This window comes from Cellulosimicrobium cellulans (assembly GCF_001722485.1).
Lineage (GTDB): Bacteria > Actinomycetota > Actinomycetes > Actinomycetales > Cellulomonadaceae > Cellulosimicrobium > Cellulosimicrobium cellulans_A.
This window is the reverse complement of record NZ_LWGL01000009.1, coordinates 1-25,203: the sequence shown is the minus strand read 5'-3', so window position 1 is coordinate 25,203 and position 25,203 is coordinate 1. Positions and strand designations below refer to the sequence as shown.

19 protein-coding genes are annotated in these 25,203 nt (G+C 70.8%); 3 read left to right on the top strand and 16 right to left on the bottom strand.

Annotated elements, in window-relative coordinates:
* Window positions 1-101: 101 nt before the first annotated feature.
* Genes JZ5iCDA_RS02290 through JZ5iCDA_RS02275 form a run of 4 tightly spaced genes read right to left on the bottom strand, consistent with a single transcriptional unit; the run spans window position 102 to window position 5,236 of the window.
* On the bottom strand, window positions 102-2,123 hold the full coding sequence (locus tag JZ5iCDA_RS02290) for a DUF6541 family protein (protein WP_069385649.1): 2,022 nt from the start codon (window positions 2,121-2,123) through the stop codon (window positions 102-104).
* A complete protein-coding gene (locus JZ5iCDA_RS02285) occupies window positions 2,116-2,961 on the bottom strand; it encodes a glycosyltransferase (protein WP_083259571.1) in 846 nt (281 codons plus the stop codon). The genes JZ5iCDA_RS02290 and JZ5iCDA_RS02285 overlap by 8 nt, the downstream gene beginning before the upstream one ends.
* On the bottom strand, window positions 2,958-3,938 hold the full coding sequence (locus tag JZ5iCDA_RS02280; protein WP_083259570.1) for a glycosyltransferase family 2 protein: 981 nt from the start codon (window positions 3,936-3,938) through the stop codon (window positions 2,958-2,960). The genes JZ5iCDA_RS02285 and JZ5iCDA_RS02280 overlap by 4 nt, the downstream gene beginning before the upstream one ends.
* Window positions 3,935-5,236 (bottom strand): nucleotide sugar dehydrogenase, encoded by a 1,302-nt coding sequence (locus JZ5iCDA_RS02275; RefSeq protein WP_069385647.1) that lies wholly within the window; start codon window positions 5,234-5,236, stop codon window positions 3,935-3,937. The genes JZ5iCDA_RS02280 and JZ5iCDA_RS02275 overlap by 4 nt, the downstream gene beginning before the upstream one ends.
* 902 nt (window positions 5,237-6,138) lie before the next feature.
* On the opposite strand from JZ5iCDA_RS02275, the gene JZ5iCDA_RS18700 reads away from it, so the two are divergent.
* Window positions 6,139-6,336: a hypothetical protein gene (locus JZ5iCDA_RS18700; protein WP_069385645.1), complete on the top strand. Its 198-nt coding sequence runs from the start codon at window positions 6,139-6,141 to the stop codon at window positions 6,334-6,336.
* 34 nt (window positions 6,337-6,370) lie between these two features.
* Here the strand turns inward: JZ5iCDA_RS18700 and JZ5iCDA_RS02260 are convergent, their stop codons facing one another.
* Window positions 6,371-7,486, bottom strand: a complete 1,116-nt coding sequence (locus JZ5iCDA_RS02260; RefSeq protein WP_069385644.1) for a glycosyltransferase family A protein — start codon at window positions 7,484-7,486, stop codon at window positions 6,371-6,373.
* Window positions 7,483-8,598 (bottom strand): glycosyltransferase, encoded by a 1,116-nt coding sequence (locus JZ5iCDA_RS02255; RefSeq protein WP_083259569.1) that lies wholly within the window; start codon window positions 8,596-8,598, stop codon window positions 7,483-7,485. The genes JZ5iCDA_RS02260 and JZ5iCDA_RS02255 overlap by 4 nt, the downstream gene beginning before the upstream one ends.
* 40 nt (window positions 8,599-8,638) lie before the next feature.
* Between JZ5iCDA_RS02255 and wecB the strand changes: the two genes are divergently transcribed.
* A complete protein-coding gene (wecB, locus tag JZ5iCDA_RS02250) occupies window positions 8,639-9,703 on the top strand; it encodes a non-hydrolyzing UDP-N-acetylglucosamine 2-epimerase (RefSeq protein WP_069385643.1) in 1,065 nt (354 codons plus the stop codon).
* Between the two features lie 43 nt (window positions 9,704-9,746).
* On the opposite strand, the gene JZ5iCDA_RS02245 is transcribed toward wecB, so the two are convergent.
* The 9 genes from JZ5iCDA_RS02245 to JZ5iCDA_RS02205 all read right to left on the bottom strand — a co-directional run bounded on the left by JZ5iCDA_RS02245 (window position 9,747) and on the right by JZ5iCDA_RS02205 (window position 20,245).
* Window positions 9,747-10,880: a glycosyltransferase gene (locus JZ5iCDA_RS02245; RefSeq protein ID WP_069385642.1), complete on the bottom strand. Its 1,134-nt coding sequence runs from the start codon at window positions 10,878-10,880 to the stop codon at window positions 9,747-9,749.
* Window positions 10,877-12,010: a glycosyltransferase gene (locus JZ5iCDA_RS02240; RefSeq protein WP_083259568.1), complete on the bottom strand. Its 1,134-nt coding sequence runs from the start codon at window positions 12,008-12,010 to the stop codon at window positions 10,877-10,879. The genes JZ5iCDA_RS02245 and JZ5iCDA_RS02240 overlap by 4 nt, the downstream gene beginning before the upstream one ends.
* 19 nt (window positions 12,011-12,029) lie before the next feature.
* On the bottom strand, window positions 12,030-13,085 hold the full coding sequence (locus tag JZ5iCDA_RS02235) for a glycosyltransferase family 2 protein (RefSeq protein ID WP_069385640.1): 1,056 nt from the start codon (window positions 13,083-13,085) through the stop codon (window positions 12,030-12,032).
* Complete coding sequence (locus tag JZ5iCDA_RS02230) at window positions 13,082-14,887, bottom strand: ABC transporter ATP-binding protein (protein ID WP_069385639.1); 1,806 nt, start codon at window positions 14,885-14,887, stop codon at window positions 13,082-13,084. The genes JZ5iCDA_RS02235 and JZ5iCDA_RS02230 overlap by 4 nt, the downstream gene beginning before the upstream one ends.
* A gap of 256 nt (window positions 14,888-15,143) precedes the next feature.
* Window positions 15,144-16,319 (bottom strand): glycosyltransferase, encoded by a 1,176-nt coding sequence (locus JZ5iCDA_RS02225; protein ID WP_139122921.1) that lies wholly within the window; start codon window positions 16,317-16,319, stop codon window positions 15,144-15,146.
* A 95-nt stretch (window positions 16,320-16,414) separates the two neighbouring features.
* A complete protein-coding gene (locus tag JZ5iCDA_RS02220) occupies window positions 16,415-17,581 on the bottom strand; it encodes a glycosyltransferase (protein WP_139122920.1) in 1,167 nt (388 codons plus the stop codon).
* Window positions 17,582-17,667: 86 nt separating this feature from the next.
* Complete coding sequence (locus JZ5iCDA_RS02215; RefSeq protein ID WP_139122919.1) at window positions 17,668-18,819, bottom strand: glycosyltransferase family 4 protein; 1,152 nt, start codon at window positions 18,817-18,819, stop codon at window positions 17,668-17,670.
* 8 nt (window positions 18,820-18,827) lie between these two features.
* Window positions 18,828-19,790, bottom strand: coding sequence for a glycosyltransferase family 2 protein (locus tag JZ5iCDA_RS02210; RefSeq protein ID WP_069385635.1), 963 nt, complete (start codon window positions 19,788-19,790; stop codon window positions 18,828-18,830).
* A gap of 2 nt (window positions 19,791-19,792) precedes the next feature.
* Window positions 19,793-20,245 carry a GtrA family protein gene (locus tag JZ5iCDA_RS02205; protein ID WP_171905270.1) on the bottom strand — a complete coding sequence of 151 codons (453 nt, stop codon included), beginning with the start codon at window positions 20,243-20,245 and terminating at the stop codon, window positions 19,793-19,795.
* A 146-nt stretch (window positions 20,246-20,391) separates the two neighbouring features.
* Between JZ5iCDA_RS02205 and JZ5iCDA_RS02200 the strand changes: the two genes are divergently transcribed.
* The gene (locus tag JZ5iCDA_RS02200; RefSeq protein ID WP_171905269.1) at window positions 20,392-22,395 is read left to right on the top strand and encodes a SpoIID/LytB domain-containing protein; all 2,004 of its coding nucleotides are present in this window, start codon (window positions 20,392-20,394) and stop codon (window positions 22,393-22,395) included.
* A gap of 353 nt (window positions 22,396-22,748) precedes the next feature.
* On the opposite strand, the gene JZ5iCDA_RS02195 is transcribed toward JZ5iCDA_RS02200, so the two are convergent.
* A complete protein-coding gene (locus tag JZ5iCDA_RS02195; RefSeq protein WP_069385632.1) occupies window positions 22,749-24,740 on the bottom strand; it encodes an FG-GAP-like repeat-containing protein in 1,992 nt (663 codons plus the stop codon).
* Window positions 24,741-25,203 lie beyond the last annotated feature (463 nt).

Below are 25,203 nucleotides of genomic sequence, written 5' to 3'. Positions count from 1 at the left end.
AACGGCCGCTAAAGCCTACAAGGTCGGCGACTGCCGCCTTCCTCTCGCGACTGGTAGGTACACATCACCACAACACCTTCACCCTGAGTCGTGTGCGCGGCTCAGCAGGCGGTGACCTCGTAGAGACGCGCGTCACCGTCCCGGGCGACGAGCCGGGCGACGTCTGCCTCCTCGAGCCCGTCGAGCCCGGGGTACCCGCCCTGCCCGCCGTCGGAGAGATGACGCCCGAGGTCGAGGACGTAGCCGACGTCCAGCCGCTCGACCGCCTTGCAGACCTGCGGGTCGTCCAGCGCCTGGTTGAGGGCCGTGGCCACGAGCGCGCGGTCCTCGTCCAGGACGATCCCCATGTGCGGGTAGATCGCCTCGCGGTCCGCGAGCGCCCAGACCAGGGCGCTGCCGTCCCACGGGTCTCCGGCGACGGCCACGTCCTCGGGCACGATGTCGCCGACCCGTTCGAGGAAGCGCAGCTCCCGCGCGTCCAGCAGGCCCGTGGAGGCCGCTGCCTCCGGGTCCAGCCGGTACGCGTGGGCGACGTACCCGAACGACTCACGGAACGTGGCGCTCCGGGGCAGGGCGACGGACACGAGCAGTCCGAGGACGATCGCGGCGCTCGCGCCGGCCCAGGGAGACAAGCGCGTGCCGGCACTGCGGGACCCTCGGGCGAGCCGGACACCCAGCCCGGCGACGCCACCGACGGCGACGACGGTGAGCGGTATGCCGACGAGCGGCAGGAGGGCCGCGATGCGCTGCGGGTCGGCGTACCAGTAGCCGGTCAGCGTCCCGCGCAGCGGGACGTCGACCGCACGGACCAGCACGTACAGCCCCGCGAGGATCCCGTACGAGAACGTCAGCCAGCGCCATCGCGCGACGAGCAGCGCGCACACGGCACCCACGACGACCAGGACGCCGACGACGAGGTTGGCCGTCCCCGGCCCCAGCACCTCTGGCTCGGGGAAGTTCGGGGTGATCGAGGGGTGCATCGCCGTCAGACGGAACACCTCGGTGGCTGCCTGCTCGGGGCCGGCGGTCACCGTCCAGACGACCTTTCCCCGGAAGTCCCGGACCATGGGGAGCACGCCCAGGAGCCAGTACAGCGCGACCGCAACAGTCCCCGTGAGTGCCCATGGCAGCGCGACGACCGGCCACGACCGACCACGATGCCGGAGCCGGACCGAGCCCTGCACGAGCGCGTGCACCAAGAGCGGCAGGACGACGAACGCGATCGCGAACACGCCGTTCGGCTGGGCGAAAGCGAGCGCCACGAGGCCCAGCAGACCGCCGGCCAGCGCCGTCAGGCGCCCCCGGCCGTGCGTCCGGATCAGCGCGACGACGAACAGGGAGAGCGCTGCCGGGAGGAGTGCGTACGACAGCACGTTCGGGTAGAGCAGCCCGAACGACAGCAGGCGGTTGGGGAACTGCGTCATGGCGAAGGACAGCGGGACCACAACGCCGAGGAGCAACGGACGGGGGCCGAAGAGCACGCGTGAGAGACCGAGCATGCCGAGCGGCCATGCCACGCACGTGGCGACGACGGACACCCAGTTCGCCGCGATCGGGATGCTCGTCCCCGTGAGCTGCACCACGGAAGTCGCCAGTGCGTGCCACAGCCCGGGGTAGAAGGCCGTGGAGGCCTCTGGCTGCGTCAGAGTCATGTGCATCGACGACGCGTCGCCGCTCTCGAGCATGAGCCGCACCGCGTTCAGGTGGTACGGCGTGTCGAACGTCTGGGCGACGTGCTCGGGTCCGCCGATCGCCTCCGCGGTCCGGCGCAGGTGGAGCGCGACGGCGACGACAGAGGTGACGCCGACCGCCACGGTGACCGCGACCCGTTGCCGTCCACGCCGCAGGCTCGGTGAGCGACGGCGCCCGGAGAGCCGCCAGACGACGGCGCAGGGCACGGCGAGGAGCAGGGAGCCGACGAGCGCCCAGGCGACGTGCCAGGGCAGCCCCAGCTCGCCGAGCACGATCGCCGTCGTCGCGACCACCGCGCCGGAGAACGCCGGCACCGCACCCCACGCGGCGATCCCCCGGAACCCGAGGGCGTACGCAGGTGCCAGCCCGGGCAGCACGAGCACCGCCAGGGCAACGAGCGCGACCGGCCAGGTCACGAGCCACTCAGCCACGGGGGGCACCTCCCCGGTCCGACAGGAACCTGCGGTACAGCAGCTTCCGGATCCCCTCGGGGACGAGGCGATATCCGCCCCGGACCGCGACGTTGCGTATCGCCTGCCGCGTCGTCGTGAAACCGATGCCGCGCATGCGCCGCTGGAGCTCGATCTCCGACCGCAGGAGCCGGAGGCCTCCGCGGCGGGCGTACGCGCCCGCACCCACGCGGTAGAGGAGTAGCGGGTCGGCGACGTTGCAGCCGCGCGCGCCCCCCGCGATCATCCGGGCGAACAGCCAGTAGTCCTCGAGGAGCGGCAGGTCCTGGTAGCCACCCGCGGCCTCGACGGCGGAGCGGCGGTACACGACCGACGGGTGGTTGAACGGCGAGTGGAACCGCGCTCCCGCGGCGATGTCCTCCGGCGCGAGCGGTGGCACGCGGACCAGGCCGGGCTCGTCCTCGGAGGCGAACTCCTGGATCGCCGTGCCCACGATGTCGAATCCGTCCGCCAGCAGCGGGACCTGGCGGGCGAAGCGCTCGGGACGACAGATGTCGTCCGCGTCGGTGCGCGCGACGATCTCGTGGCTGCACCGGGCGAGACCGGCCTCGAGGGCGAGGGCGAGCCCGACGTTGCGATCGAGCCGCAGCACCGTGACGTTCGCGCTCGCTGCTTCGATCTCGCGGAGCACCGCGTCGAGGGCCGGCCCGACCGGGCCGTCCTGGACGATCACGACCTCGTCCGGAGCAAGAAGCTGCTCGGAGGTCGCCGAGGTGAACGCCCGCCGCAGGTGTGCGGCGTCGTCCCCGTGGTAGACCGGCAGGAGGAGGGAGAACGGCGGGATCGCGCCGGAGCTCATGCGGCGGGCCCGGCGCCTCGACCCGCACGGTCGAAGACCGCGACCTCTGCCGTACGCGATCCCATCGCCGCCAGGACGGTCGCGTTCGGTCGCGGCCGCCGAAGCAGGCCGTCTCGCAGTCCGCGCGTCCCGGCGGCCCTGAGCACCGCTGGATCCTGCGAACGACGGAAGGTCCGCCACCACCGACGCACCGACGCACCCAGGTAGAGCAGGCGTTCCTCGGGCGAGAGGGAGGCCGAGTGCAGCAGCATCCAGAGCTTGTTGCGCACCTCGAAGTAGAAGCGCTCGCCCGGGTCGGCGTCCGTGGCGCCGAACGTCTTGGTCCGGTGCTCGACCACAGATCCCGGCACGTGGAGCCCGGTGCCTCGACGCAGGAGCCGCGCGGAGTACTCGAAGTCGTCGTTCCAGATGAAGTAGTCGGCGACGGGCAGGCCGTGGTGCCGGACGGCGCGCGCGTCCACGAGCATCGAGACGAACGACGACGACCGGACCGGGACCGCGCCCGCACGCTCCGCACGGGTGACCTGCTCGCCGGAGGCGCCCGGTCGACGTCGGGGGGTGTTCATCGGGTGCTCGCGCCCGTCGTGCCAGACGACGCGGCTCCCCAGCAGCGCCACCGGGCCGGGATATGCCTCGCGGGCGGCGAGGAGCTCGGCGAGCGCGGTGGGGCTGGGGATCGTGTCGTCGTCCATGAGCCAGACGAGGTCCGCGCCCAGGGCTTCCACGGCGTGGGCGATGCCGACGGCGAAGCCGCCCGCGCCGCCGGTGTTGCGCGGCAGCTCGAGCACGGTCGCCTCGACGGGATGCTCCGCTGCGACGACCGCCGAGTCGTCGTGGGACGCGTTGTCGACGACGACGACCGCGTCCGGCGGCCGGCTCTGGGATCCCAGGGCGTCCAGCGACTCGACGAGCAGGTCGCGCCGGTCGTAGGCGACGACGACCGCGACGACCGCGACCGGCGCCGACGCTCCGCTCACGCTGCCGATCCCTCACCGAGCACGACGCGCGGCGTGCCGGCCCACCGCGAGGCATCGGTGACCCGTCGTCCGTCCACGAGCAGCTTGAGCCCCGGGAGGTCCGCGGGGCCGAGGGTGCGGTAGTCGGCGTGGTCGGTGTGGACGATTGCGACGTCGACCGGCGAGCCGAGACGGTAGGGGGTGAACCCCAGCTTCTTGAGCTCGCCGTCCTCGAAGAGCGGGTCGTGGACGGACACCGTCGCGCCCAAGCCCTCCAGCGCCTCCGAGGTGGCGAAGACGCCCGAGAACGCCGTCTCCTTCACTCCTCCCCGGTACGCCGCGCCGAGGACGACGACGTGACGGCCGCGGAGGTCGCCGAGCAGCTCGCGCGCCCGCTCGACCACGCGCGCCGGCATGGCAGCGTTCACCGCACGTGCGTCGCGCACGATGCTGGCGTCGGGGTCGACGGAGAGATACAGCCGTGGGTAGACGGGGATGCAGTGTCCGCCCACGGCGATGCCGGGCCGGTGGATGTGGCTGTACGGCTGGGAGTTGCACGCCTCGATCACCGCGTGCACGTCGATGCCCTGCGAGTCGGCGAACAGGGCGAACTGGTTGGCGAGCCCGATGTTCACGTCGCGGTACGTCGTCTCGGCCAGCTTCGCCAGCTCCGCTGCCTCCGCGGAGCCGAGGTCCCACACACCGTTCGGACGCGCGAGATCGTCCCGATCGTCGAACTCGAGCACCGCCTCGTAGAACTCGCGTGCCCGGCGAGCCCCCTCGTCGGACAGGCCGCCGACGAGCTTGGGGTAGCGGCGCAGATCTGAGAAGACCCGTCCCGTCAGCACACGCTCCGGTGAGAAGACGACGTGGAAGTCCTCCCCCTCTGTCAGACCGGACACCTCTTCGATGAGCGGCTTCCAGCGCCCGCGGGTGATGCCCACGGGAAGCGTGGTCTCGTACGAGACCAGGGTCCCGGGCGTCAGGTGCTCCGCCAGGGAGCGGGTGGCGGAGTCCATCCAGCCGAAGTCGGGCTGCGCCGTGCGTTCGTCGACGAAGAGGGGGACCACCACCACGACCGCATCCGCACCAGGGATCGCGTCGCCGTAGTCGGTGGTGGCTCGAAGCCGCCCCGCGGGCACGACATCGGCGAGCTTCTCCGCGAGATGGGCCTCACCCGGGAAGGGCTCGCGCGCTTCGTTGACCGTCGCGACGAGGCCGGGGTTGACGTCGACCCCGACCACGTCGTGCCCCTTGTCAGCAAACTGGACCGCCAGAGGCAGACCGATCTTGCCGAGCGCGACGACGGCGATACGCATGGATCTCCTCAGGTTCAGGTCGGCGGACGCGCACGCAAGACTACCTTCCGGGCCCGACCCGACGGACGTGGTACAAGGGGACCCGAACGACGGGTGCCGACGGAGTCTCACGCGTCACGACCACGGTGCCGGTCCCCGTGCGCCCGATCCGCCTCAACTCGCTTACGGCGCTGGTGGGCAGCTTTCGGTGTCTTCGGTACCCCAAGGCGAACCCCGGCCGATCCCCGTCCAGCCGGTCCTTGCGCTCGGGCACCTCGGAGCGACCTACTTCTTTGTACTGTCCTGCTCCTTCGTACTGTCCGGCTTCGGGCTCACGTGGTCCTGGTCGGACCGCGCACCGCCGTCCACCTTCGTCTGGCGCCGGTTCGCGCAAATCTACTCCGTCCACTTCGTCGCGCTCGTCATCGCAGTCCCGGTCTTCTACGCGATCGCACCTGCACCCAACGAGTAGTTGCCGAAGCCCCTCTCTGCCGTTCTGATCCTCTCCTTGCTGTTGTTCCAAGGGTGGTCGCGTGACCCGGTGATGCTCTTCTCGGGCACCCCAGCCGCCTGGACGCTCAGCTGCGAGGCGTTCTTCTCTGTGACGCACCTACTACTGCAGCAGGTGCTCCGCATCAAGGTCTCGGGGCGCGCTCGTGGGTGCCGCGTCCGTCCTGAGTTTCGCGTTCGCCTACCGGACGATCGCGGCCGGTCACCGGAGGCATGGTGGTCCGCAGCCGTACCGTGGCCGATCGTTCGGCTCGCGGAGTTCACGCTCGGCATGTGCCTTGCCTGGGCGATGGGCAACTGCTGGCGGCCGAGCGCTCCGCCGTGGCTCAGGTACCTGGTGGCTTCGGCGCTGGCCTGTGGGTCGTCGTCGCGATCTCTCGGTCCAGGACCGGACAGGTCGACCTGGTCATGTCATGGGTCTTGCATCCCTGAACGAACTGCCCTACGCGTTCTACCTCGTCCACGCGACGATCATCTACGCGCTCCGCGCAACCTTCGGCGGTCTCCCGACCGCGTGGGCGAGCATGCTCCGGTACGCCTCGCGCTCGGCGTGCCACAAGGTCCTAGCGGCCGCGGTCCACGTTCTCGTAGACAAGCCCTCGGACGGGTGATGCGTCGCTGGTGGGTTGCCCCGACGTTCCGCCGTCAGCCGCGTGCAGGTCGAGCCGGGCGCTCCGTCGACGACCGGCGTCGCGCCGGCCGACCCGCGAGCACCGACGCAGCCATGAACCGGGGCGGTGCCTCACGGTGGAACAGACGCCGGAGGTCTGCCGGCACGAGAGTGGCCGGACGACCGAACCGGCGTCGTGCGGACGCTGCCTGGAGCAGAGTGCCGACGGGAACGGCGGCATCGGTGATCGCCCGGAGCAGCTCGTGGTCCGCCCTCGACAGCGGTGCCGCCGCGTCTGGAGCGGCCTCGAGGATCTTGGCGGCCGCGATAGCAAGGTCCCGGCGCGCGTCCATCTGCCAGAAGGAGGGTTCCGGCCGGTTGTGGACGACGCCGAACACGTGCACGCGCAATAGCTTCGTCGCGAGAGCGGTGCGCTGCGCGGCGTCCAGACCGGAGGCGACGTCGAGGGCCACGTCGAGATAGGCCAGCTCAGCGTCGACGGACCGCGCCTCCATGGTCGTCCGGTCTGCCGCATCGTCCATCACGACGTACGCCGGCCCGCGATCCAGGCTGACCCGCGCGCCGCCAAACCACAGCTCTGCGACGTAGGCGACGTCTTCCCCCACCGCCACGCCGGACGTGAAACGGAGGCCACCGAATCGCGATCGCGAGACAAGGCCGAGAGGCGCGCTGCGGTAGGCCAGCCGGTCCCGGACGGCATCGAGCGAGCGTGTGCGCCACGGCCGCGTCACAGGGGTGCGGATCGGCCGCCCACCCCCGTGCCTCTGCCTCGCGACGACGACATCGGCGTCGTCGCGTCGTGCCCGGGCCAACCACGAGTCGACAGCGCCGGGTTCCAGCAGGTCGTCCGAACCGAGGACGCTCGTATACGCGGCGCTCGCGAGATCGAGCCCGTGGTTGAACGGCCCCGCGGGGGAACGCACGCCGTCGACGAACCCCACCACCCGCACCCTCGCGTCTCGGGCGAGCCCTCCCAACCGGCCGACGACGACCGCGGGGTCAAGATCGTGGGCCACGACGGTGACCCGGACCGGGCTGGACGTCCCGTAGAGCACGGAGCCCACGGCGCGCTCGACACAGCGCTCCGGCGAGTGCACGGCGATCACGACGTCGACGTCTAGCGCGGTCACCGACTGCTCCGCTGGAGGCGGTCCTGCCGAGCGACCTCATAGGCCCGCGCATAGCCCTCGCTCAGCGTCCGCGCGCTGAAGCGGTCGCCGACCGTCGCAGCGATGCTCGACGCGGGAAGATCCATCGTTCGTTCGTCCACGCCGAGAACAGCGTCGGCGTACGCCTCCGGGTCGTGGCGGCGAACGAGCTGCCCCACCCGCGGATCGATGTACTCGCCTTGCCCACCGTTCGATCCCACGACGACAGGGCGCCCGTGGACGAGTGCCTCTGCTGCGGCTACGCAAAAGTTCTCAGCCTGGGTCGGCAGGACGAAGAGGTCTGCCCGAGCGAGCGCCTCGCTCACGCCTGCGGCATCGAGGTTGCCGACCAGGTGCACCCGGTCGGCCACCTCGAGGCGCTCGGCACGGGCCAGCACACTGTCACGCAGCGGGCCGCTGCCCACCCACGTGAGCTCAGCCAGGCGCCCCCGGTCACGAAGTACGGCGAGCGCCTCCACCGCGACGTCCGGCCCCTTGCGCTCGACGAGCCCGCCCACGGCGACGAGCCGCAGCACGTCCTCTCTCGGTGGGCGCGGCGGGACGACGTCAGGCGACGGCACGAGACAGGGCACGACCGACGTGGGACCGGGACGAACCGCACGCACTGGCCGGGCGAGATACTCGCAGACAGCCGTCACGGCGTCCGGCCGGGCGAGCAGCCTCCGCAGGGCGGGAAGAGCCGTGCGCCATGCGATCGGGAGGGACGTGGGATTCGACAAGCCTGACCAGTGCTCGGTGTGCACCCACGGCGCCGAGGGTCGGCGCAGCCCGAGGGGGAGGAGCGTCGAGAACGCCATGCTGTGGACCAGCTCTGCACGGTCCAGCAGCGGTTGGAGCTCCAGCCGCGCACGGACCACGTCGCCGGGTCGCTGCGTGGACATGACCACCCGGTGGACTGTGACGCCATCGCGCAGGACTGTCGGCGGACCGCCGTCGTGCAGGTGGGGAGAGACCAGGTGGACGACCTCGACCGAGTGGTCCCGCGCGAGGACGTGAACGTCCTTCTCCACGAACGTGCCGGACACGGGCGCGACCTCATTGGGGTACCACGTGCTCACGACCAGGACGTCCACCCCGGCAACCTACCAGCGCGGACGACTAGGCTCGTCGCCCGTGAAGGTCCTCAGCGTGGTGGGCGCGCGCCCCCAGTTCGTCAAGCTTGCACCGATCGCGAGGGCGGCGGCGGAGGCCGACGTCGAGCACGTCATCGTGCACACCGGGCAGCACTACGACCCAATGTTGTCCGACGTCTTCTTCCGCGATCTCAGCATCCCCGAACCGGACGTCCACCTCGGCGTCGGGTCGGGTTCACACGGTGTGCAGACCGGTGCCATCCTCGGCGCGCTCGACGCCGTGCTCGACGCGCACCGTCCCGACTGGGTCCTCGCCTACGGAGACACGAACTCGACGCTCGCGGCTGCGGTGAGCGCCGTGAAGCTGCACCGCCGGGTCGCGCACCTCGAGGCCGGCCTGCGGTCGTTCAACCGGCGGATGCCCGAGGAACACAACCGCGTCCTGACGGACCACGCGGCCGACCTCTGCCTCGCACCCACCCAGGTCGCGATGGAGCACCTCGCCGCCGAGGGGCTCGGAGGACGGTCGGTCCTCGTCGGGGACGTGATGACGGACGTCCTCCTGCAGGTGCGCGACGTGGCCGCGAGCACCCCTGCCGCAGTGCTCGCGGAAGCAGGCGTCGAACCGGGCGGCTACTACCTCGCCACGATCCATCGGGCGGAGAACACGGACGATCCGGGCCGTCTGCGAGACGTCGTCGCCGGGCTTGCCGGGCTCGACCGGCCGGTCCTGCTGCTTACGCACCCCCGTGTCGCCGCGCGTGCGGCCGAGCACGGCATCGATCTCGCGCAGGGCGCGCTGCAGCCACGGGCACCGCTCGCCTACCCGGACCTCGTCGCCGCAGCGCTGGCGAGCGCCGGCGTCGTGACCGACTCGGGTGGCCTCCAGAAAGAAGCATTCCTGCTGCGCGTGCCGTGCACGACCCTGCGCACCGAGACGGAGTGGGTCGAGACCGTGGAACTGGGGTGGAACGCGCTCGCGCCTGACGCCGCCACGATCCCTGCCGTCGTCGGCCGGCCGGCTCCCGTGCCGACCGACGAGGCACCCTACGGGGACGGCAACGCTGCCACCCGCGTGATCGCCACGCTCGTCGACGCCGGCTGATGCCCGCGACGCGAAGCGCCCGGCCGGTCGGGTCGCCGGAGGGTCAGCGCGCTCGCGCGGAGAGACGGTCGACCGCGTCGAGCCAGGGACGGGACTGGACCTCTGCCGACAGCTCGTTCGCGGCGTGGTCGGCCGCGTGGCGCCATGAGTCGACACGCTCCGTCGTCAGCGCGTCGAGGGCGGCCGTCAGGGAGGCGACCGTGAAGTCCTCGGTGACAACCCCAAGCGCGTGCTCGCGAACCACCGAGGCCATCTCGGGAGACGGGCCTACGACCACACCGAGGCGTGCCTGCACGAAGTCGAAGAGCTTGTTGGGGAGCGCGGCCGCATAGTTCGCGTTCACCGGGGGCAAGACGAAGACGCCGACGTCGTAGTCGTGGAGCGTCGTGACGAGTTCGTCGTACGGGACGGGAGGAAGAACCCGGACGCGCGCTGAGCCCGCTGCCCGCTCCTCGAGCTCGCGCGTGTACGCCGGGTCGTTTGGGACGAGGTACAGGTCCAGCCGGACGTCCGAGGTGCTCGCCTCCACCGCGTCGATCGTGATCTCCAGCGACCGGTTGCGCTGGGCGATGCCGCTGTGGACCAGCCGTATCGGCGCGGACGTCGCGCGCGGCGCCAGGGACGCAAGAGGCGTCGCGTTCACGACGACCCCCACCTCGATGCCCAGCTCAGCGGCATACCGCCGCGCGAGCACCGGCCCCACGGTGGTCACGGAGTCGGCACGCGGCACGGACGTGCGGACGAGCCACCGCAGGTACGGTGCGACGAACCATCGCCATCGTCGCAGCTCGGTGTTCTGTCCAGGGGCGTACTCGTGGAGGTCTGCGTGCACCCCGCCACGCGGACGGAGCTCCAACGCCAGCGGCACGGCCTCGATGTCGTTCGCGACGACCACGTCGTAGGCCCCGACGGGGAGCCGGTCACGGGTCCAGGAGACCGCGAGGTTGGCGGCGTAGACGCGGCGGTAGCGACGGAGCATCAACCATCTCGGGTCCTTGACCCAGGCCTGCCGGTCCTCGGGGACCTCGACGTGCTCGGCCACACCCTCCGGGGCAGGCCCGTAGCCGCAGGTGGTGACGGCGTACCGCTCCGCGAGCAGGCGGACCTGCTTGAGCACGCGCGCGTCCGACGCGATACGCGAGAAGGACAGGACGAGGACGGAGGGACGCTCGCTCATGCGGCGCTAGGTCCGGCCAGTCGTCCGACGATCTCGTCCCAGACTGCAATCTGAGCGTCAGCAGCCAGTGGACGCGCGGACGCATTCGACCGCGCCTTGAACGTGGCGACTGAGTCGGGGTCGAGGCGGTCGATCGCGTCGCTCAGGGCAACCGCAGAGAAGTCGTCCGTAACGACTCCCAGGGCAAGGTCGCGCACGAGTGAGGCCATCTCTGGAGTGGGGCCGACGACCAAACCAAGACGGGCCTGCACGAAGTCGAAGAACTTGTTCGGGAGCGCAGACGCGTAGCTGGCGGTCACCGGCGGAAGCACGAACACCCCGACGTCGTACTCGTTGAGCCTCCGGACGAGGGAATCGTATGGGACGGGTTCCCGGACCGTGACCCCAGGGATTGTCGCCGCGCGCGACCGCAGCTCCTCGAGGTAGTCCGGATGGTTCGGCGTGAGGTAGAGGTCCAGCGTGACGTCGGTTGACGCCGACTCGACGGCGTCGAGCATGAGCATGAGGTTCCGGCTCCGAAGGCACGCTCCGCTATGCACGAGCCGTACGGGACGCTCGACCGGCCGGGGCGACAGGTCGGCGTAGGGCGCAGCGTTGGTCACCACCCTGCACTCGAGCCCGAGCTCATCCCGGTAGGAGTCGGCGAGTCCATGGCTCACCGTGGTGACCGCGCCGGCCCGCGCTGCAAAACGGCGTGTGAGCCACCGCTGATAGGGCGCGATACGCCGCATCCAGGCTGCGTCGTCTTCATGAAGGCGCGGGAAGTACTCGTGCAGGTCGACGAGGACGCGTTCAGGCGCGGCGACGTCGAACGCGATGGGCGCGGTTTCCAGGTCGTTCGCGATCACGACGTCGAAGCGCCGCCCGGCCAAGAGGGTGCGCGCCGCCCGCACGGCCGGGATGGCGCGATGGACGAGCGGGTACACGCGCGTTGTGACCAGCCGCCCGTCGAGGCGGTTGCGCGCGTGCGCAGGCAGCTCCAGATGCTCCACGCCCTTGAGCGGGCGCGGGCCGTAACCACACGTCGTGACGTCGTAGGACGCGGCAAAGTGCCGGATTTGCTTGAGCACGCGAGCGTCGCCCGCCAACGGCGAGAAGGCGAGGATCAACATGCGAGGTCGGGTGGCCATCGAGCTCCTCGAGGAGTCGTCAACGGGACAGTGCATAGACGCCGTAGCGACGCAGCGTGCTTTCGCGGTCCAGCGTGTCGCGCCACCGCCGGGTGCGGAGCTGCGCCCAGCGCCCGGCAGAGGTCCGTGCGCGGGCGGCCGCGATAAGCGTGTCGGGCGCGCCGCTCCGTGCGGCATCGAGCACTGCGCGATCCGCGACGGAGAACGGCTCCTCGATATCGGGCGCGGTCTTGCAGAGCAGATCGACCGTCGCGGCAAGCCGTGCAGCGTCCTCGGTCGTCCAGGTGTGGTCTTGACGTCGAGCCACGCCATCGAGGACGTGGACACGAAGCAGTTTGATCGCGACGGCGCGCCGGGTCGCTACAGGCAAGTCCCGGAACCAGTCGCGCCCAAGCAGGTGGACGAGCGGAGCCATCTCGACCGCGATGGGCCGAACGGCACCCGTCGTACGGTCGCGGGCGTCGGCACCGATGACGTACGCAGGTGCTCTGCGAGCCAGGTCGAGGCGACGCGCGCCCGTCCAGAGGCGGATGCCGAACTCGAGGTCGCCGCCGGACGGACGCTCGGGGACAAGCTCCAACCCCAGGTCGTCGAGCAACCTCCGCCGGAACAGCGCGAGCGGCGCCGTCCGGTACGAGACGCGGTCCCGGACCGGGTCGAGCGCGCGCCGCCGGAGAGGGCGCGCCAAGGGTGCCCGGACCGGTTCACCCGACTGGTGACGCAGCGGTCCAAGTACCACGTCAGCCCCGTCTTTCGCCGCAGCGAGCCAGGCCGCGAGAGCTCCGGGCTCGTACCAGTCGTCCGATCCCATGATGGTGATGAGGTCGGCCGTCGCGATCCGCATCCCGTGGTTGAAAGGCCCCGACGGGCTCCGGTGACCGTCGGCGAACTCGACCAGCCGCACGTCCTCACCCAGCGCACCGGCCTCATGGAGCCGCTCGGCCACGGGTTCGGCGGAGATGCCGTGGCAGACCACGGTGACCCGGGACACCTCGGACCGCGCCGAGGCGACCGCCCTCTCGATCGGGCGGGCCAGGTTGTGCAGCGCGATGACGACATCGATCTCCGGCGTCACGCGACGAATCCCTTCGACCGGTCGCCCGCTAGACCGGCGAGCATCGCCTGGGTGGCGAACTCCGGCACCGTCCGCACCAGCTCGTCGAACGTCCCTCGGGCCGCGACAGTCCCGCCTTTCATGAAGCAGACCATGTCACTGTGCCGGATCGTCGAGAGACGATGTGCGACCGAGATCACCGTGACTTCCCCCTTGAGCTCGGCGATCGCGGCCGCGACGTCGGCCTCCGTCTTCGTGTCCAGCGCGCTCGTGGCCTCGTCGAGCACCAGGACGAGGGGGTCGACGTAGAGTGCCCGCGCGATGCCGAGTCGTTGGCGCTGCCCGCCGGACAGCGCCAGCCCCCGGTCACCGATCCGCGCATCCAGACCGCCCGCGCGCGACTCGACCACATCGAGCAGCTGCGCGCGTCGCAACGCCTCACGGACGCGGTCGTGGTCGACGTCATCGCCCCAGGTGAGCGCCACGTTCTGGGCGACAGTCGCGTCGAAGAGGGCCACCTCCTGCGGCACGTACCCGACCCGGGAGCGCCAGGCCTTCAGCACGTCGGTAAGGGGACGCCCGTCGAGCTCGATGCGCCCTTCCGACGGCGTCAGCAGCCCGAGCAGGAGATCGACCAGGGTCGACTTCCCCGCTCCCGACTGCCCCACCAGCGCAACCGAGCTCCCGAGCGGGATGGCCAGGTCGACATGATGGACGGCTCGGACCTCCGTGCCCGGGTAGGAGAACCCCACGTCCTTGAGCTCGAGGAGGCGTGTCGAGCCCTCGATCGGGTCGCGCCCGAGCACCTCCGCATGGGCTACGTAGCGCTCGGCGGCGTGGATGTCAGCGATCACCGCCGTGACGTGGGGGGCATTGGCGGACGTCTGCGTCATCACGCCTTGGAACGCCGTGATGGACGGGATCATGCGGAAGCCGGCGACGCCGAAGAGTGCGATCGCGCCGAAGGCACCCGCCGGCCCTTCCGTGAGGTAGGAGACCCCGCCGACCACGACGAATCCCAGGACGAGCGCGGTCTCGAGAACGTAGCGCGGGACCGTGCCGAGGAACGCGATGTTCGCGCGAGCGTCGGTGGAGTGCGTCCGGTGGTCGTGGACGACCCGGGCGACGTCAGACGCCTTGTCCCGGAGGGTGATCTCCTTGAGCGCTCCCATCATTTCCGTCATGAGGCTCGCGACACGGAACGAGACGTCGCGGTTGACGCGCCCGGCTCGGACGGCACGCCGAGAGACCCCCAGGTAAAGCGCGGCTCCGACGAGCCCGAGATAGACGAGGGTGATGGCCGCCGTCAGGGGCGCCGCAACCACGAGCACCCCCAGCACCGCGACGAACGTGGTGATCTGCGCGGGCAGGCCGATCACGGGGAGTAGAAAGCCGGTCGTCACGTTGCCGATGCCGACGTCCGCGAGGCGGACGAGCTGCGCCGTGCTGCGTTGGAGCCGCTCCGTCCACGGTGCCCTGATGTAGGCGTCAAACAGCTGGTCACCGATCGCCAGCTCATAGCGGGCGAAGCGCTGCGTCGCCGCACGCTGCAGCATGAGTGCGAGGACTCCCTTGAGCACCACGAGGAGGGTGACGACCGCAAGGATCGTGACGTAGCCGCTTGCCGCGACGCGGCCGACCAGCGGGAGGTCGAGCGCCTCGCCCTGCACCATCGGTGCCAGCACGGCGGCGAGGAGCGCGAGCGCCGCGATGTCCAGGAGCGCCAGCCACGAGGTGGCGGCGACGTACACCACCACGAAGCGGCGCGCCGAGGCCGGCAGCAGCGGAAAGAGGTCGCGCAGAATGCGCCAGATGAGTGTCACTCAGGGGTTCCTGTGGTCGGACGGGTGCTGGCAGTCATCTTGCCACGCGTCGAGCGGCGACCTAGTGAGAGTGCACGTCCCGCGGCGGATCGGTCGAGAAGCGGGGGCTGTCCCAGCCGGCACAGCCCGCCTCGCAGCGGGCGCACTGAGGCCAGCGCGCGGGGCTCGACCTTCCGGCACCGCGCACGGCCGGTCACCACATCGCCCAGCCCGTGTCTTCACATCGCAGATCCGCCAACGATTCCGAGCCAACGCCTCACGTCGAACGCCCCGTCTCCGGCACACCGAGAAAGCTGGCGAGCGCACGAGCGGAAGCCGCGCCGTCGTGCAGGTCGCGCACGAACTCGGGCCCCTGCGCTGCCAGCGTACGAAACCGATCACGGTCACGGAGAATGTCCTCCAGCACGGACCGCAAGGTGCTGGGATCGGCCTCGACGACCGGAATTTCCATTCCTCGCGCCCGTCGGGCCGCGCTCCGCACACCGTCGTCGAGACGCGCGACCACAACACGCCCCGCGGCAAGCGCCTCGCAGGTCGCGACTCCGTAGTTCCCCGTTCGGAACGAGTCAAGGACCACGTCGGCGCTCCGGTACAGGTCGACCATCTGATCATGATCGAGACCTTTGGCCTGGCGATACTCGATGATCTTCTCCTCGTGAAGACGCCAGAGAACAGGCTCGATGAGCGCCGTCCCCTTGATCACGCCTTTACTCGGGGCGTGCACCACCACGGGCACCGGGCGTCGCAGCGGCTCCTCTTCCGTCCGCCACCGCTCGACGTCGACAACCACTGGGCACCAGGATGCCCACGGCACGTACTCGAGCAGCGCCGGGGTAGAGACGAACGCGAACGTCCCCTCGTCGCGCAACGTCTCGAGAAGTCGCAAGTTCCGGGACGTCGCCTGCTCGAGCTTCGCGGTCTCATCGCCGAATTTCGGATCCAGGAAGGGCGACCACGGACTCGACGCGGCATGGACCGACGGCGGCCGGATGTCACTGCCGTGGCAGATCGTTGCCACGTGGACACCGGACCGACGCAACGCGCGGACCTCCGATAGCACCGATCCGTCACCCAGACGCGGGAACAACGGCAGCTCCGCTTCCACGAGCACGTGCGTGAACTGCTCGACCGCCGCACGCTGCGCGCGCTGCCACCGTCGGGAGCCGGCCGCGACGTACTCGGGCACAGAGTAGTCGGCCGGGTACGAGAACCGCCCCCCGCCCAACGGAGCCATGTTCCGCGCCGCGACTCCCGGCAGGTGATCCTCCACCGCCCGCGCCCATGCGAACCCCTGCCCCGCGAAGTTCGCCGGCGCCACGTACAACCGCACGGGCGCGCTTGGCACCTGCACCGCGGGGACGCGACTGACCGGACGACCCGCCGCGGCCGCTACGAGGCGTTCGTCGAGCGCCTCCGGCAGGCGTCCGGCCATCCGGACTGCGCGCATCCTCCAACTCGCAGGAGCGGATTTCCACAGACGCCTCGCACCGTCGACCAACGCGTCCCGGAAACGGCGGAGCAGCACTCTCACGGTCGATCCCCCGCGGGGCGCGCGAGAAACGGTGCGAGCGCGCGTGCGGACGCGGCGCCGTCGTGGAGTCCGCGTACGAACTCGGGGCCCTGAGCGGCCACTTCCCGGAAGTACCCCCTGTTCGTGACGATCCGCTGGAGCACCCCGCCCAACGACTCAGGATCCGCTTCCACGACGGGGAGGCTCGCCCCCCGCGCGCGCTCGGCCGTCGCGCGGACCTGCGCGTCGATGCGCGCGATGACGAGACGTCCTGCGGCGAGTGCCTCGCAAGTCGCAGCGCCGTAGTTCCCAGTGCGGAAGGAGTCGAGGACGATGTCCGCTCCCCGATAGAGCTCCACCATCTGCTGCCGATCGAGACCCTCGGCACGCCGGTACTCGATGATCCCCGCCTGATGAAGACGGATGAGCTCGGGCTCGATGAGCGACGTACCCTTCATCACGCCCTTGCTCGGTGCGTGTACGACCACCGGGACGTCTCGTCGCAAGGGCGCCTCGTCCGTCCGCCACTGCTCGACATCGACGACGACCGGGCACCATGTCGCCCACGGGACATACTCGAGCAGCGCCGGCGTTGAGACGAAAGCGGGCACACCTTGGTCGCGCAGCGCCTCCAGTGTGCGCAGGTTCCTGGCGGTCGACCTCTCCAGCGCCTCGACGTCGCGAAACGCCGGATCCAGGAACGGCGACCAGCGGGTCGACCGGGCGTGGACAGCAGGCGGGCGCACATCGCTCCCATGGCAGATGGTCGCAACTTGCAGGCCGGCGCGCCGCAACGAGGCCACCTCGGACAGGAGCGACCCGTCGCCCCGTCCGGGGAATAGCAGCAATTCCGCTTCCACCAGAACGTGGCTGAATCGGCGCACTGCCCGCCACTGCCGTGCGGACCACCCCGGATACGAGGTGTACGCCAGCCGCGGCACTAGGTAATCGGTCTGGTAGCCGTACGCGGAATCACCCGGAGCGGCCATGTTGCGTGCGGCGGCGCCTGGCACGTACTTCTCCACCGCCCTGGCCCACGCGAACCCCTGTCCCGCGTAGTTCGCCGGGGCTACGTACAACCGCACGGGCGCCTCCGGCACCTCGACGGGCAGAGGTAGCTCGGCACCGATACCCGGTAGTGCGGAGGCGATCCGCTCCCGGAGCGGGCCGGCGAGGGCGAGCACGGTCCGCTCCAGCGGACGACGGATCCCGTCGGGCAGCCGCGCACTCGTTCCCAGGACCGCCGCGGCGAGGCGTGCGCGTGTCGACCTCATCCGACGACTCCCACCACCACGCCAGCCGCCTGCTCGCCCGTGCTCCGGATGGATGCGTGCGCGTCGGCCCACGCTGCGAGGCGGTGTCGTCCCGCCTGGTCGATAGGCCTGGAGAGCATGGCGACAAGTGCATCGGCCACGTCGTCGACGTCGTGGTCCACGACACGCCCCAGGCCCGCGCCCTCGATCACTGGCCGTGCCGGCCCTGGCCCGGCATACAGGACCGGCGTCCCTGAGCCGACCGCGGCGAAGACCTTCGTCGGGAAGGCGAAGTCGTATCCCTGCCCAGGCCGCAAGCTAACGAGCCCGGCTTGCGCACCGCGCAACCACCCTGCCGCCACATCCGCCGGGACCTGACCGACCATCCGGACGCACGCGCCGCCGTCCGGGAGGTCCGCGGCGGTGCGGGCAATGTCGTCCCAAGCGCTGCCGTTGCCGAGGAAGACGAGCTTCGCGTCACGTACCGACGGGGCGACCTTCGCCATGGCTCGGACGAAGACGTCGGCGCCCTGCCACTCGGACGTGGTGCCCGCGTACACGGCGTAGGGACCGGGAGGGACGCCGTCTGCCACGTTCCCCTCAGGATGGAAGACCGTCGTGTCGATCCCGTTCCGCACGACGGTAACGCGCCGCGCGCCGAGCGCCCGAGCCCGTTCGGCGACATCGGGCGACACCGCGATGACGTGGGCCGCCCCACCGAGCGCCCACCGCTCGACCGCTCGCAGCGCACGGACCACGACTCCTGGCGCCCCCGTGCTCGCGCTCGCGTCGGACCAGATGTCCGCCGCGTAGTAGACGTACGGCACCCGCCGCAGCGCGCATGCGAGCCGGACCGCGGCGCCGGTGGTCGGTGGAGGTTCCGAGACCACGACGTCGGGCCGCCGCGTCAGGAGAGTGCGAACGAGTGCGGGGAGGTCGAAGCTCAGGTACTGGACGTAGCCGCGGACGTAGCCTGACCGGTCACGCAAGACAGGCCAACGGCGTACGCGCACCGACTCGGGAGTGGCGCGAAGCCGCCGCGGCGCAGCAGCCGTGAGCACCTCGACATCGTGCCCCTGGACGTGCAGCGCGTCCGCGAGCGCTCCGAGACGAAAGGTGGCGGCCGACGGTTCCGGGCGGAAGATCCGCGTGACGAGCGTGACCTTCACGGCGCGCCTCACGACTCGTCGAACGGCGCTAGCGTCGGTGTGTCCGGGCTCTCCTGGATGTCGAGCTGCAGCGACGAGACGAGCATCTGCACGCCCAGGATGAACGGGGTCACGGCGAGCAGCACGGTGCCCGCGGTCGCCGGACCGGAGTCCCACGTGGCCGCGATGACCCAGATGCCCGCGAGGATGCCGACGACGGTGAGCAGCAGCCCGGTGAAGAGGAGCAGGGCGACCGGGGAGAAGGACCACAGGACGTAGCGGTACCAGATGCGGTACCAGTAGCCCCGGAAGAGCAGACTCAGGAGCTCGGGCACGACCTTGCCGAGCCGGATGCTCGACACCTCGCTCCCGTACACGGCCGGGATCGGGACGTCCACGGCGGCCGTGCCGGCGACGTTGAGGTGGATGAGGAGGTCGTTCTCGAAGCTGTACCGCTCGGCGACACGCTCCAGGGTCAGCTTCTTGAGCACCGAGGTGCGCACGGCCGTGTACCCGTTCTGCGGGTCGAACAGGTGCCAGTACCCCGAGGCGAACTTCGTCATGAAGGACAGGACGATGTTGCCGAAGACGCGGTAGCCAGGCATGCCCTTGTAGGAGTCGGGGCGGAAGAACCGGTTCGCCTTGGCGAAGCCGTACCCGCCGGACGTCACCGGGTCGAGCAGGTCGGGGAGGTACGCGGGGTCCATCTGGGCGTCACCCGCCATGATGACGTTGACGTCGGCGCCGAGCTCGATCGCCTTGCGGTGCCCGGTGATGATCGCGCCGCCGACTCCCTTGTTCACCTCGTGCCGGATCAGGGTCACCCGCGGGTCGGCCAGAGACCTGACGACGTCGGACGTGGCGTCCGGGCTGCAGTCGTCGACCACGACGATGTCGTCGACGAAGTCCGGCATCGTGGTGATGACCGTCGAGATCATCGCCTCCTCGCGGTATGCCGGCACGACGGCGGCGATCCGCGCACCCTTGTACATCCTCAGATCTCCTTGTGCTGGTGCTGGACGGGCGTGGCTGCACCGTTCACGGGCTCCGGGGTAGGAGCGGTGCGGTGGCCGGCGAAGACCCAGTGCTTGTAGGCGAAGTAGTTCCAGATCGTCTGCGCGACGGTCACGGCGACCTTCCCGGTCGCGTATCCCCACGCGAGCCGTTCGAAGAGGCCGACGACAAGGATGTTCGCCAGGGAGTTGACCCCGAGGAGGACGCAGTACCTCCACAGGGCGGGCCCCGTCGGCATCGCGCCGCCGAACGCGAACCGTCGCTGCAGGGTGAAGTTGAAGGCGAAGCTGCCCCAGAACCCGAAGGCCGTCGCGAGCCACAGCGGTGCCCCGAGCACCCGGTACGCCAGCGTCAGCAGTCCGAGGTCGAGAAGGAAGGCGAAGCCGCCTACCAGCAGGTACCGGAACGCCGAGTGCCCGAGCACTGCTCGCACGATGCCGCTCAGGATCCACCCCTCCCCCGGCCGGGCACCGCGCCCGACGACGACGCACCAGGGTACTGCCCTCCCCGCCCCGCGCCGTAACCGGTCCTACTCTGGTCGTACGCGCAACAAGGGGGCAAGTAGTCATGAATCGCAAGATGTTCGCGAGGGTCGCACGAGGCGGAGCCGCGGCGTCCGTCGCGGCTCTCGTGCTCGGGAGCTCGCTGCTCTCGACCGCGCCGGCGGCCGACGCCGCCACGACGACCCAGGAACGGGTCGTTCTCGACCCAGGCTCGACGGTGACCGTCGCGGGACGCGGGTACGGCCACGGCCGGGGCATGTCGCAGTGGGGCGCACGAGCCGCCGCCGCTCAGGGCGTCGGGTACCAGCGCATCCTGGATGCGTACTACCCGGGCACCGTGTCGGTCACGCAACCGGCGAGCACGATCAGCGTGCTCATCAGCGGGGACACCGACGACGACGTCCGCATCCTCGCGGTGCCGGGGATGACGGCGAGCGACGCCGTCTCGACCGGTACACCCATCAGCTTCGGTGGCACGACGCCGCAGCAGTGGCGCATCGTGCGGGAGCCGGCCGGCTTCATCCTGTACGGGCTCGTCGGGGGGACGTGGCAACGCTGGTCGCAGGGCGCGTCACCTGGGTACCTCAGCATCTCGGCACCGTCGAATTTCATCCGGCTCATCCAGCCGAACGGATCGCAGACGGACTATCGCGGGACTGTGCGGGCGGTGCCGGAGGGATCGTCGCCGAACCTCCGGACCGTCAACGTCGTCGGGCTCGAGGACTACCTGAGGTCGGTCGTCCCGGCGGAGTCCCCGTCGAGCTGGCCGGCCGACGCGCTGCGCGCTCAGGCGGTCGCCGCGCGCACCTACGCCTCCTACGACCGCGCGCACCGCACCGGTGCGTGGCAGACGTGCGACACCACGCAGTGCCAGGTGTACGCGGGCCACAAGAGCTTCAACTCCGCCGGCGTCGAGACGCGCCACCACGAGGCGGCGTCGACGGACGCGGCGGTCGCCGCGACGGCGGGTCAGGTGCGTCACTACGGCGGCGCGCTCGCGTTCACGCAGTTCGGGTCGTCGAACGGCGGCTGGAGCGCGGCGGGGTCGTTCCCGTACCTCGCAGCACGACCCGACCCCTGGGACTCTCAGGGAAACCCCGTCCATGCCTGGTCCACGAAGCTGCGCACGGACGACATCCGCGCGCGGTATCCCGCGATCGGCACGCCCCGTAGCATCGACGTGACGTCGCGCACAGGCGATGGTGAGTTCGGGGGCCGTGTGGTGCGCGTGGTCCTCACCGGCAGCGCGGGCACCGTCTCCCTCAGCGGCTCGCAGTTCCGCACCGCGTTCGGACTGAGGTCAGACTGGTGGAAGATCACCGGGACCAGCCGCCTCGACAGCGACTCCACGAACGACGGACGCGTCGACGTCCTCGGCCAGACAGCTGACGGGCGCCTGACTGCCTACGTCGGCGACGGGGAGGGTCGGTTTGTAGGCTCGCGCCCCGCCGGGCACGGCTGGCAGTCCATGCGCCTCGTCGTGCGCGCCAACGACCTCGACGGGGACGGGCGCGACGACGTGCTGGCCGCCGACGGCAACGGTGTGCTGTGGCGCTACCCGACGGCAGCGGACGGCACGCTGGGTCAGCGCGTGAACGCCGGCTCAGGCTGGAACGCCATGCGACTCCTCATCGCGCCCGGGGACCTAGGACGGGACGGCTCCGCGGACATCCTGGCGGTCGACCACGACGGGCTCCTGTGGCTGTACCCGGGTCTGGGCGACGGCACCTTCGCGGGCCGACACCTCGTGGGCAGCGGTTGGCAGACGATGACGTGGGCCGGCGGCGGCGGCGACTGGGACGGCGACGGGTGGGCCGACTTCCTCGCCGTGGACGGCAGCGGTCGGCTCTTCCTCTACCGCAGCGACCGGGTGGGCAGCTTCTTCGCCGTCCAGGTCGGTTCCGGCTGGCGCAGCATGCGACTGCTCACGACGGTGAGCGACTTCGGACGCGACGGTATCCCGGACCTGCTCGCAGCCGACTCGGCGGGGCGGTACCACCTCTACCCGTGGACGGGCACCCGGTTCGCCGCGCCGGTCCAAGTCGGCCACGGCTGGAGCGTCATGGCGCGGGCATTCTGATCCGACCGCGCGGTGGCGGCGTGGCATGGGCCCGCCGAGAACCACCACGGGTTCCATCCGGGACAGTGATACGGACGAGAGCCTCCGACCGCAACCGGTCGGAGGCCTCGTCCGTGCTGCGGCATTCCTCCGACCCGTCGATGTCGATGCTCCACGGGACGGCGGCCTGCCGGCCCCGCCCGGGTGGGTGCGTCGTCTCGTGTCCCGGTGAGACCACGCCGCCGACGGGCACCGTCGTCCACCGGTCGTGTGGTCGCGGCCGTGCCATCCGATGCCCGCCGTGCTTCCGGTCGCACACGACGAACGGCAGTGCTGCGCCTGCGCAGCACTGCCGTCCTCGCTGTGGGACCTGATCAGGAGACGGCCGCGCCGGAGGGAGCGGTGGCGATCCTGTGCCACGACCGGAAACCGCCGGAGCCGTTCCCGGTGTACAGGACCAGTGCGCCGTCGGACCTCGCCCCGACGAGGTCGGGTCGGCCGTCGCCGTCCACGTCGCCGGTGCCGACGACGTTGCCCATCACCTGCCATCCGGTGCCGATCACCGATGACGCCCCGAGGAGCGCGCCGCCGTTGCTCGGGTAGAGGAGCAGACGTCCCGTACCGGCCTCGCGGGCGATGAGGTCGGGGTTCGGACCTCCGCTCCAGTGGCCCGGTGTCACGAGGCGGTCCAGGTTCTGGGCTCCTCGCGCGAGGAGGACGCGTGTCCCGAACCCGCCGCGGCCGTCACCGGGATACAGCCAGATCTGACCGGTGCTGCGCTGCAGCGCGATGACACCGGGAGCGCCCGTCCCCAGCCAGTCGCCCGCCCCGACCACCTGCGTCATGACCTCCCAGCCGTTGCCCACCCGTGTTCCGGTCGCGGCGAACGATCCGGTACCCGTACCGGTGTGCAGGTAGAGGTCACCGTTGCTGCGCCGCGTCATCAGGTCGGGTCGCCCGTCTCCGTTCCAGTCCCCCGGCGCGATCGCCTCGGCCACGCCGGAGCCCCCGACCCCCGTGGGCAACGAGCGCGTGTACGCGGCGCCGCCGAGATAGGAGTAGCGGAGCAGCGCGCCGTCCGCGCGGATGGCAAAAAAGTCCTCGGCCCGACCGGCTTGCCCTGCGGGGTGCACCGCGGTGAACACCTGCCATCCCGTACCGAGGAGAGTGCGACCCACGAGCTTCCCGGCCTCGTCACCCACGTACTGCCACAACCGCCCCTGCGTGTCGCGAGCGACGACGTCAGGGGCACCGTCGTCGTTGAGGTCGCCTGCACCGACGATGCTGGTCATGACGTCCCAGCCCGGCCCGACGAGCGTGCGGCCGGCGGCGAAGCCGCCGCGACCGTCGCCCGTGTACGTGAAGAGGTTGCCTCCTGTGCGAGCCACGAGCGCGGGACGGCCGTCGGGCAGGTCGCCGACCATGGAGATCGTGGTCATGCCGTTCCAACCGGATCCGATCTGCCGGACCGCACCGAAGCCGCCACGACCGTTCCCTGCGTAGAGCCAGAGCGTGCCGTCGTGACGGCGGACAAGGAGGTCCGTGCGTCCGTCGCCGTCCCAGTCGTGCCCGCCGATGATGAGGTTGGCGATGCCCCAGCCCTGGCCGATCCTCTGCTTGGTTGCCCACCCTCCCGCCTTCGTGCCCGGGTAGAGCCAGAGATAGCCGCTCGCCGGGTCGACGAGCATCAGGTCAGGGACGCCGTCGCCCGTCCAGTCTCCCGGTGCGACGACGCGTTCTCCCCGCCAGCCCGACCCGACCGTCCGCGGTCCGGTCCAGCCGGTCGACGGGGCGGTCAGCAGCGAGACGCCGGACGACGAGCGGGCGAGCAGGTCCGGATAGCCGTCCAGTCCCAGGTCCCGGTCGAGCGAGCGGTCGCGCACCTCACCCTGGCGCGCAGTGACCGACGTCCGGATCTGCGGAAGGGCTGCGTACAGGCTCACGCCCGGGCACGACGTCTGCCCGACGTCGCGGTGACCGAGGACCACGTCGCCCCCGGCACCGCGGACGCCGTGCAGCCCGAGCTTCCACGCGACGACCGCGGACACCGCGTCCACGGCCGCGCCGGAGACCTGCGCGGTGTCGTAGTTGCCCATGACCGAGACGCCGAACCGCACCGAGTTGACACCGGAGGCGTGGGCGCCGATTATCGCGCGATCCACCCCGCCTGCTCGGCCCTCCCAGACACGGCCGAACTTGTCGACGAGGAAGTTGTAGCCGATGTCACCCCAGCCGCGGGACTGCGCGTGGTACGCGTAGATGCCGCGGATGATCGCGGGTACCTGGTTGGCGGTGTAGTCGTTCGAGCCAGCCGTGTGGTGCACGACCACGCCCGTGACGCTCCCGATCTGCGGAGTCCACGTCATCAGTCGTTCGTCCGCTCCCCACTGCGCGCGGGAGTAGATGCCGGGCCGCGCAGCAGCTGTGGGTAGCGTTGCCGACGGAGCGGTCTCCGGGACGATCGAGCGGGCGGCGACGGCACGGCTCGCACCACGGGTCCCGCCTGCGCCACTCGGTGCGTCACCCGACTCACCCGGGTCGATCACCACGAGAGCGGGACTCTCCGGCGCATCGCCGCCCGCCGTCAGGATCCGCGCCTCCACCTCGTCGACCTCGCCGAGATGGATCGGCTCGGTGCCGGCACGCTGCTCGCCGGGCCCGGCCGTCTCGGCATCGTCTGTGTCGACGGGCTCCCACGACGTCCACGTCGCTCCAGTTCGTGACCGGACCTCGACCCGGAACCGGTCGGTCCCGGCGCCTTCCGCCCAAGTGACCCCGGCGACGGTGACGGCACCCGAGGCAGGAGCCGTCGCCGACCACACGTCGCCG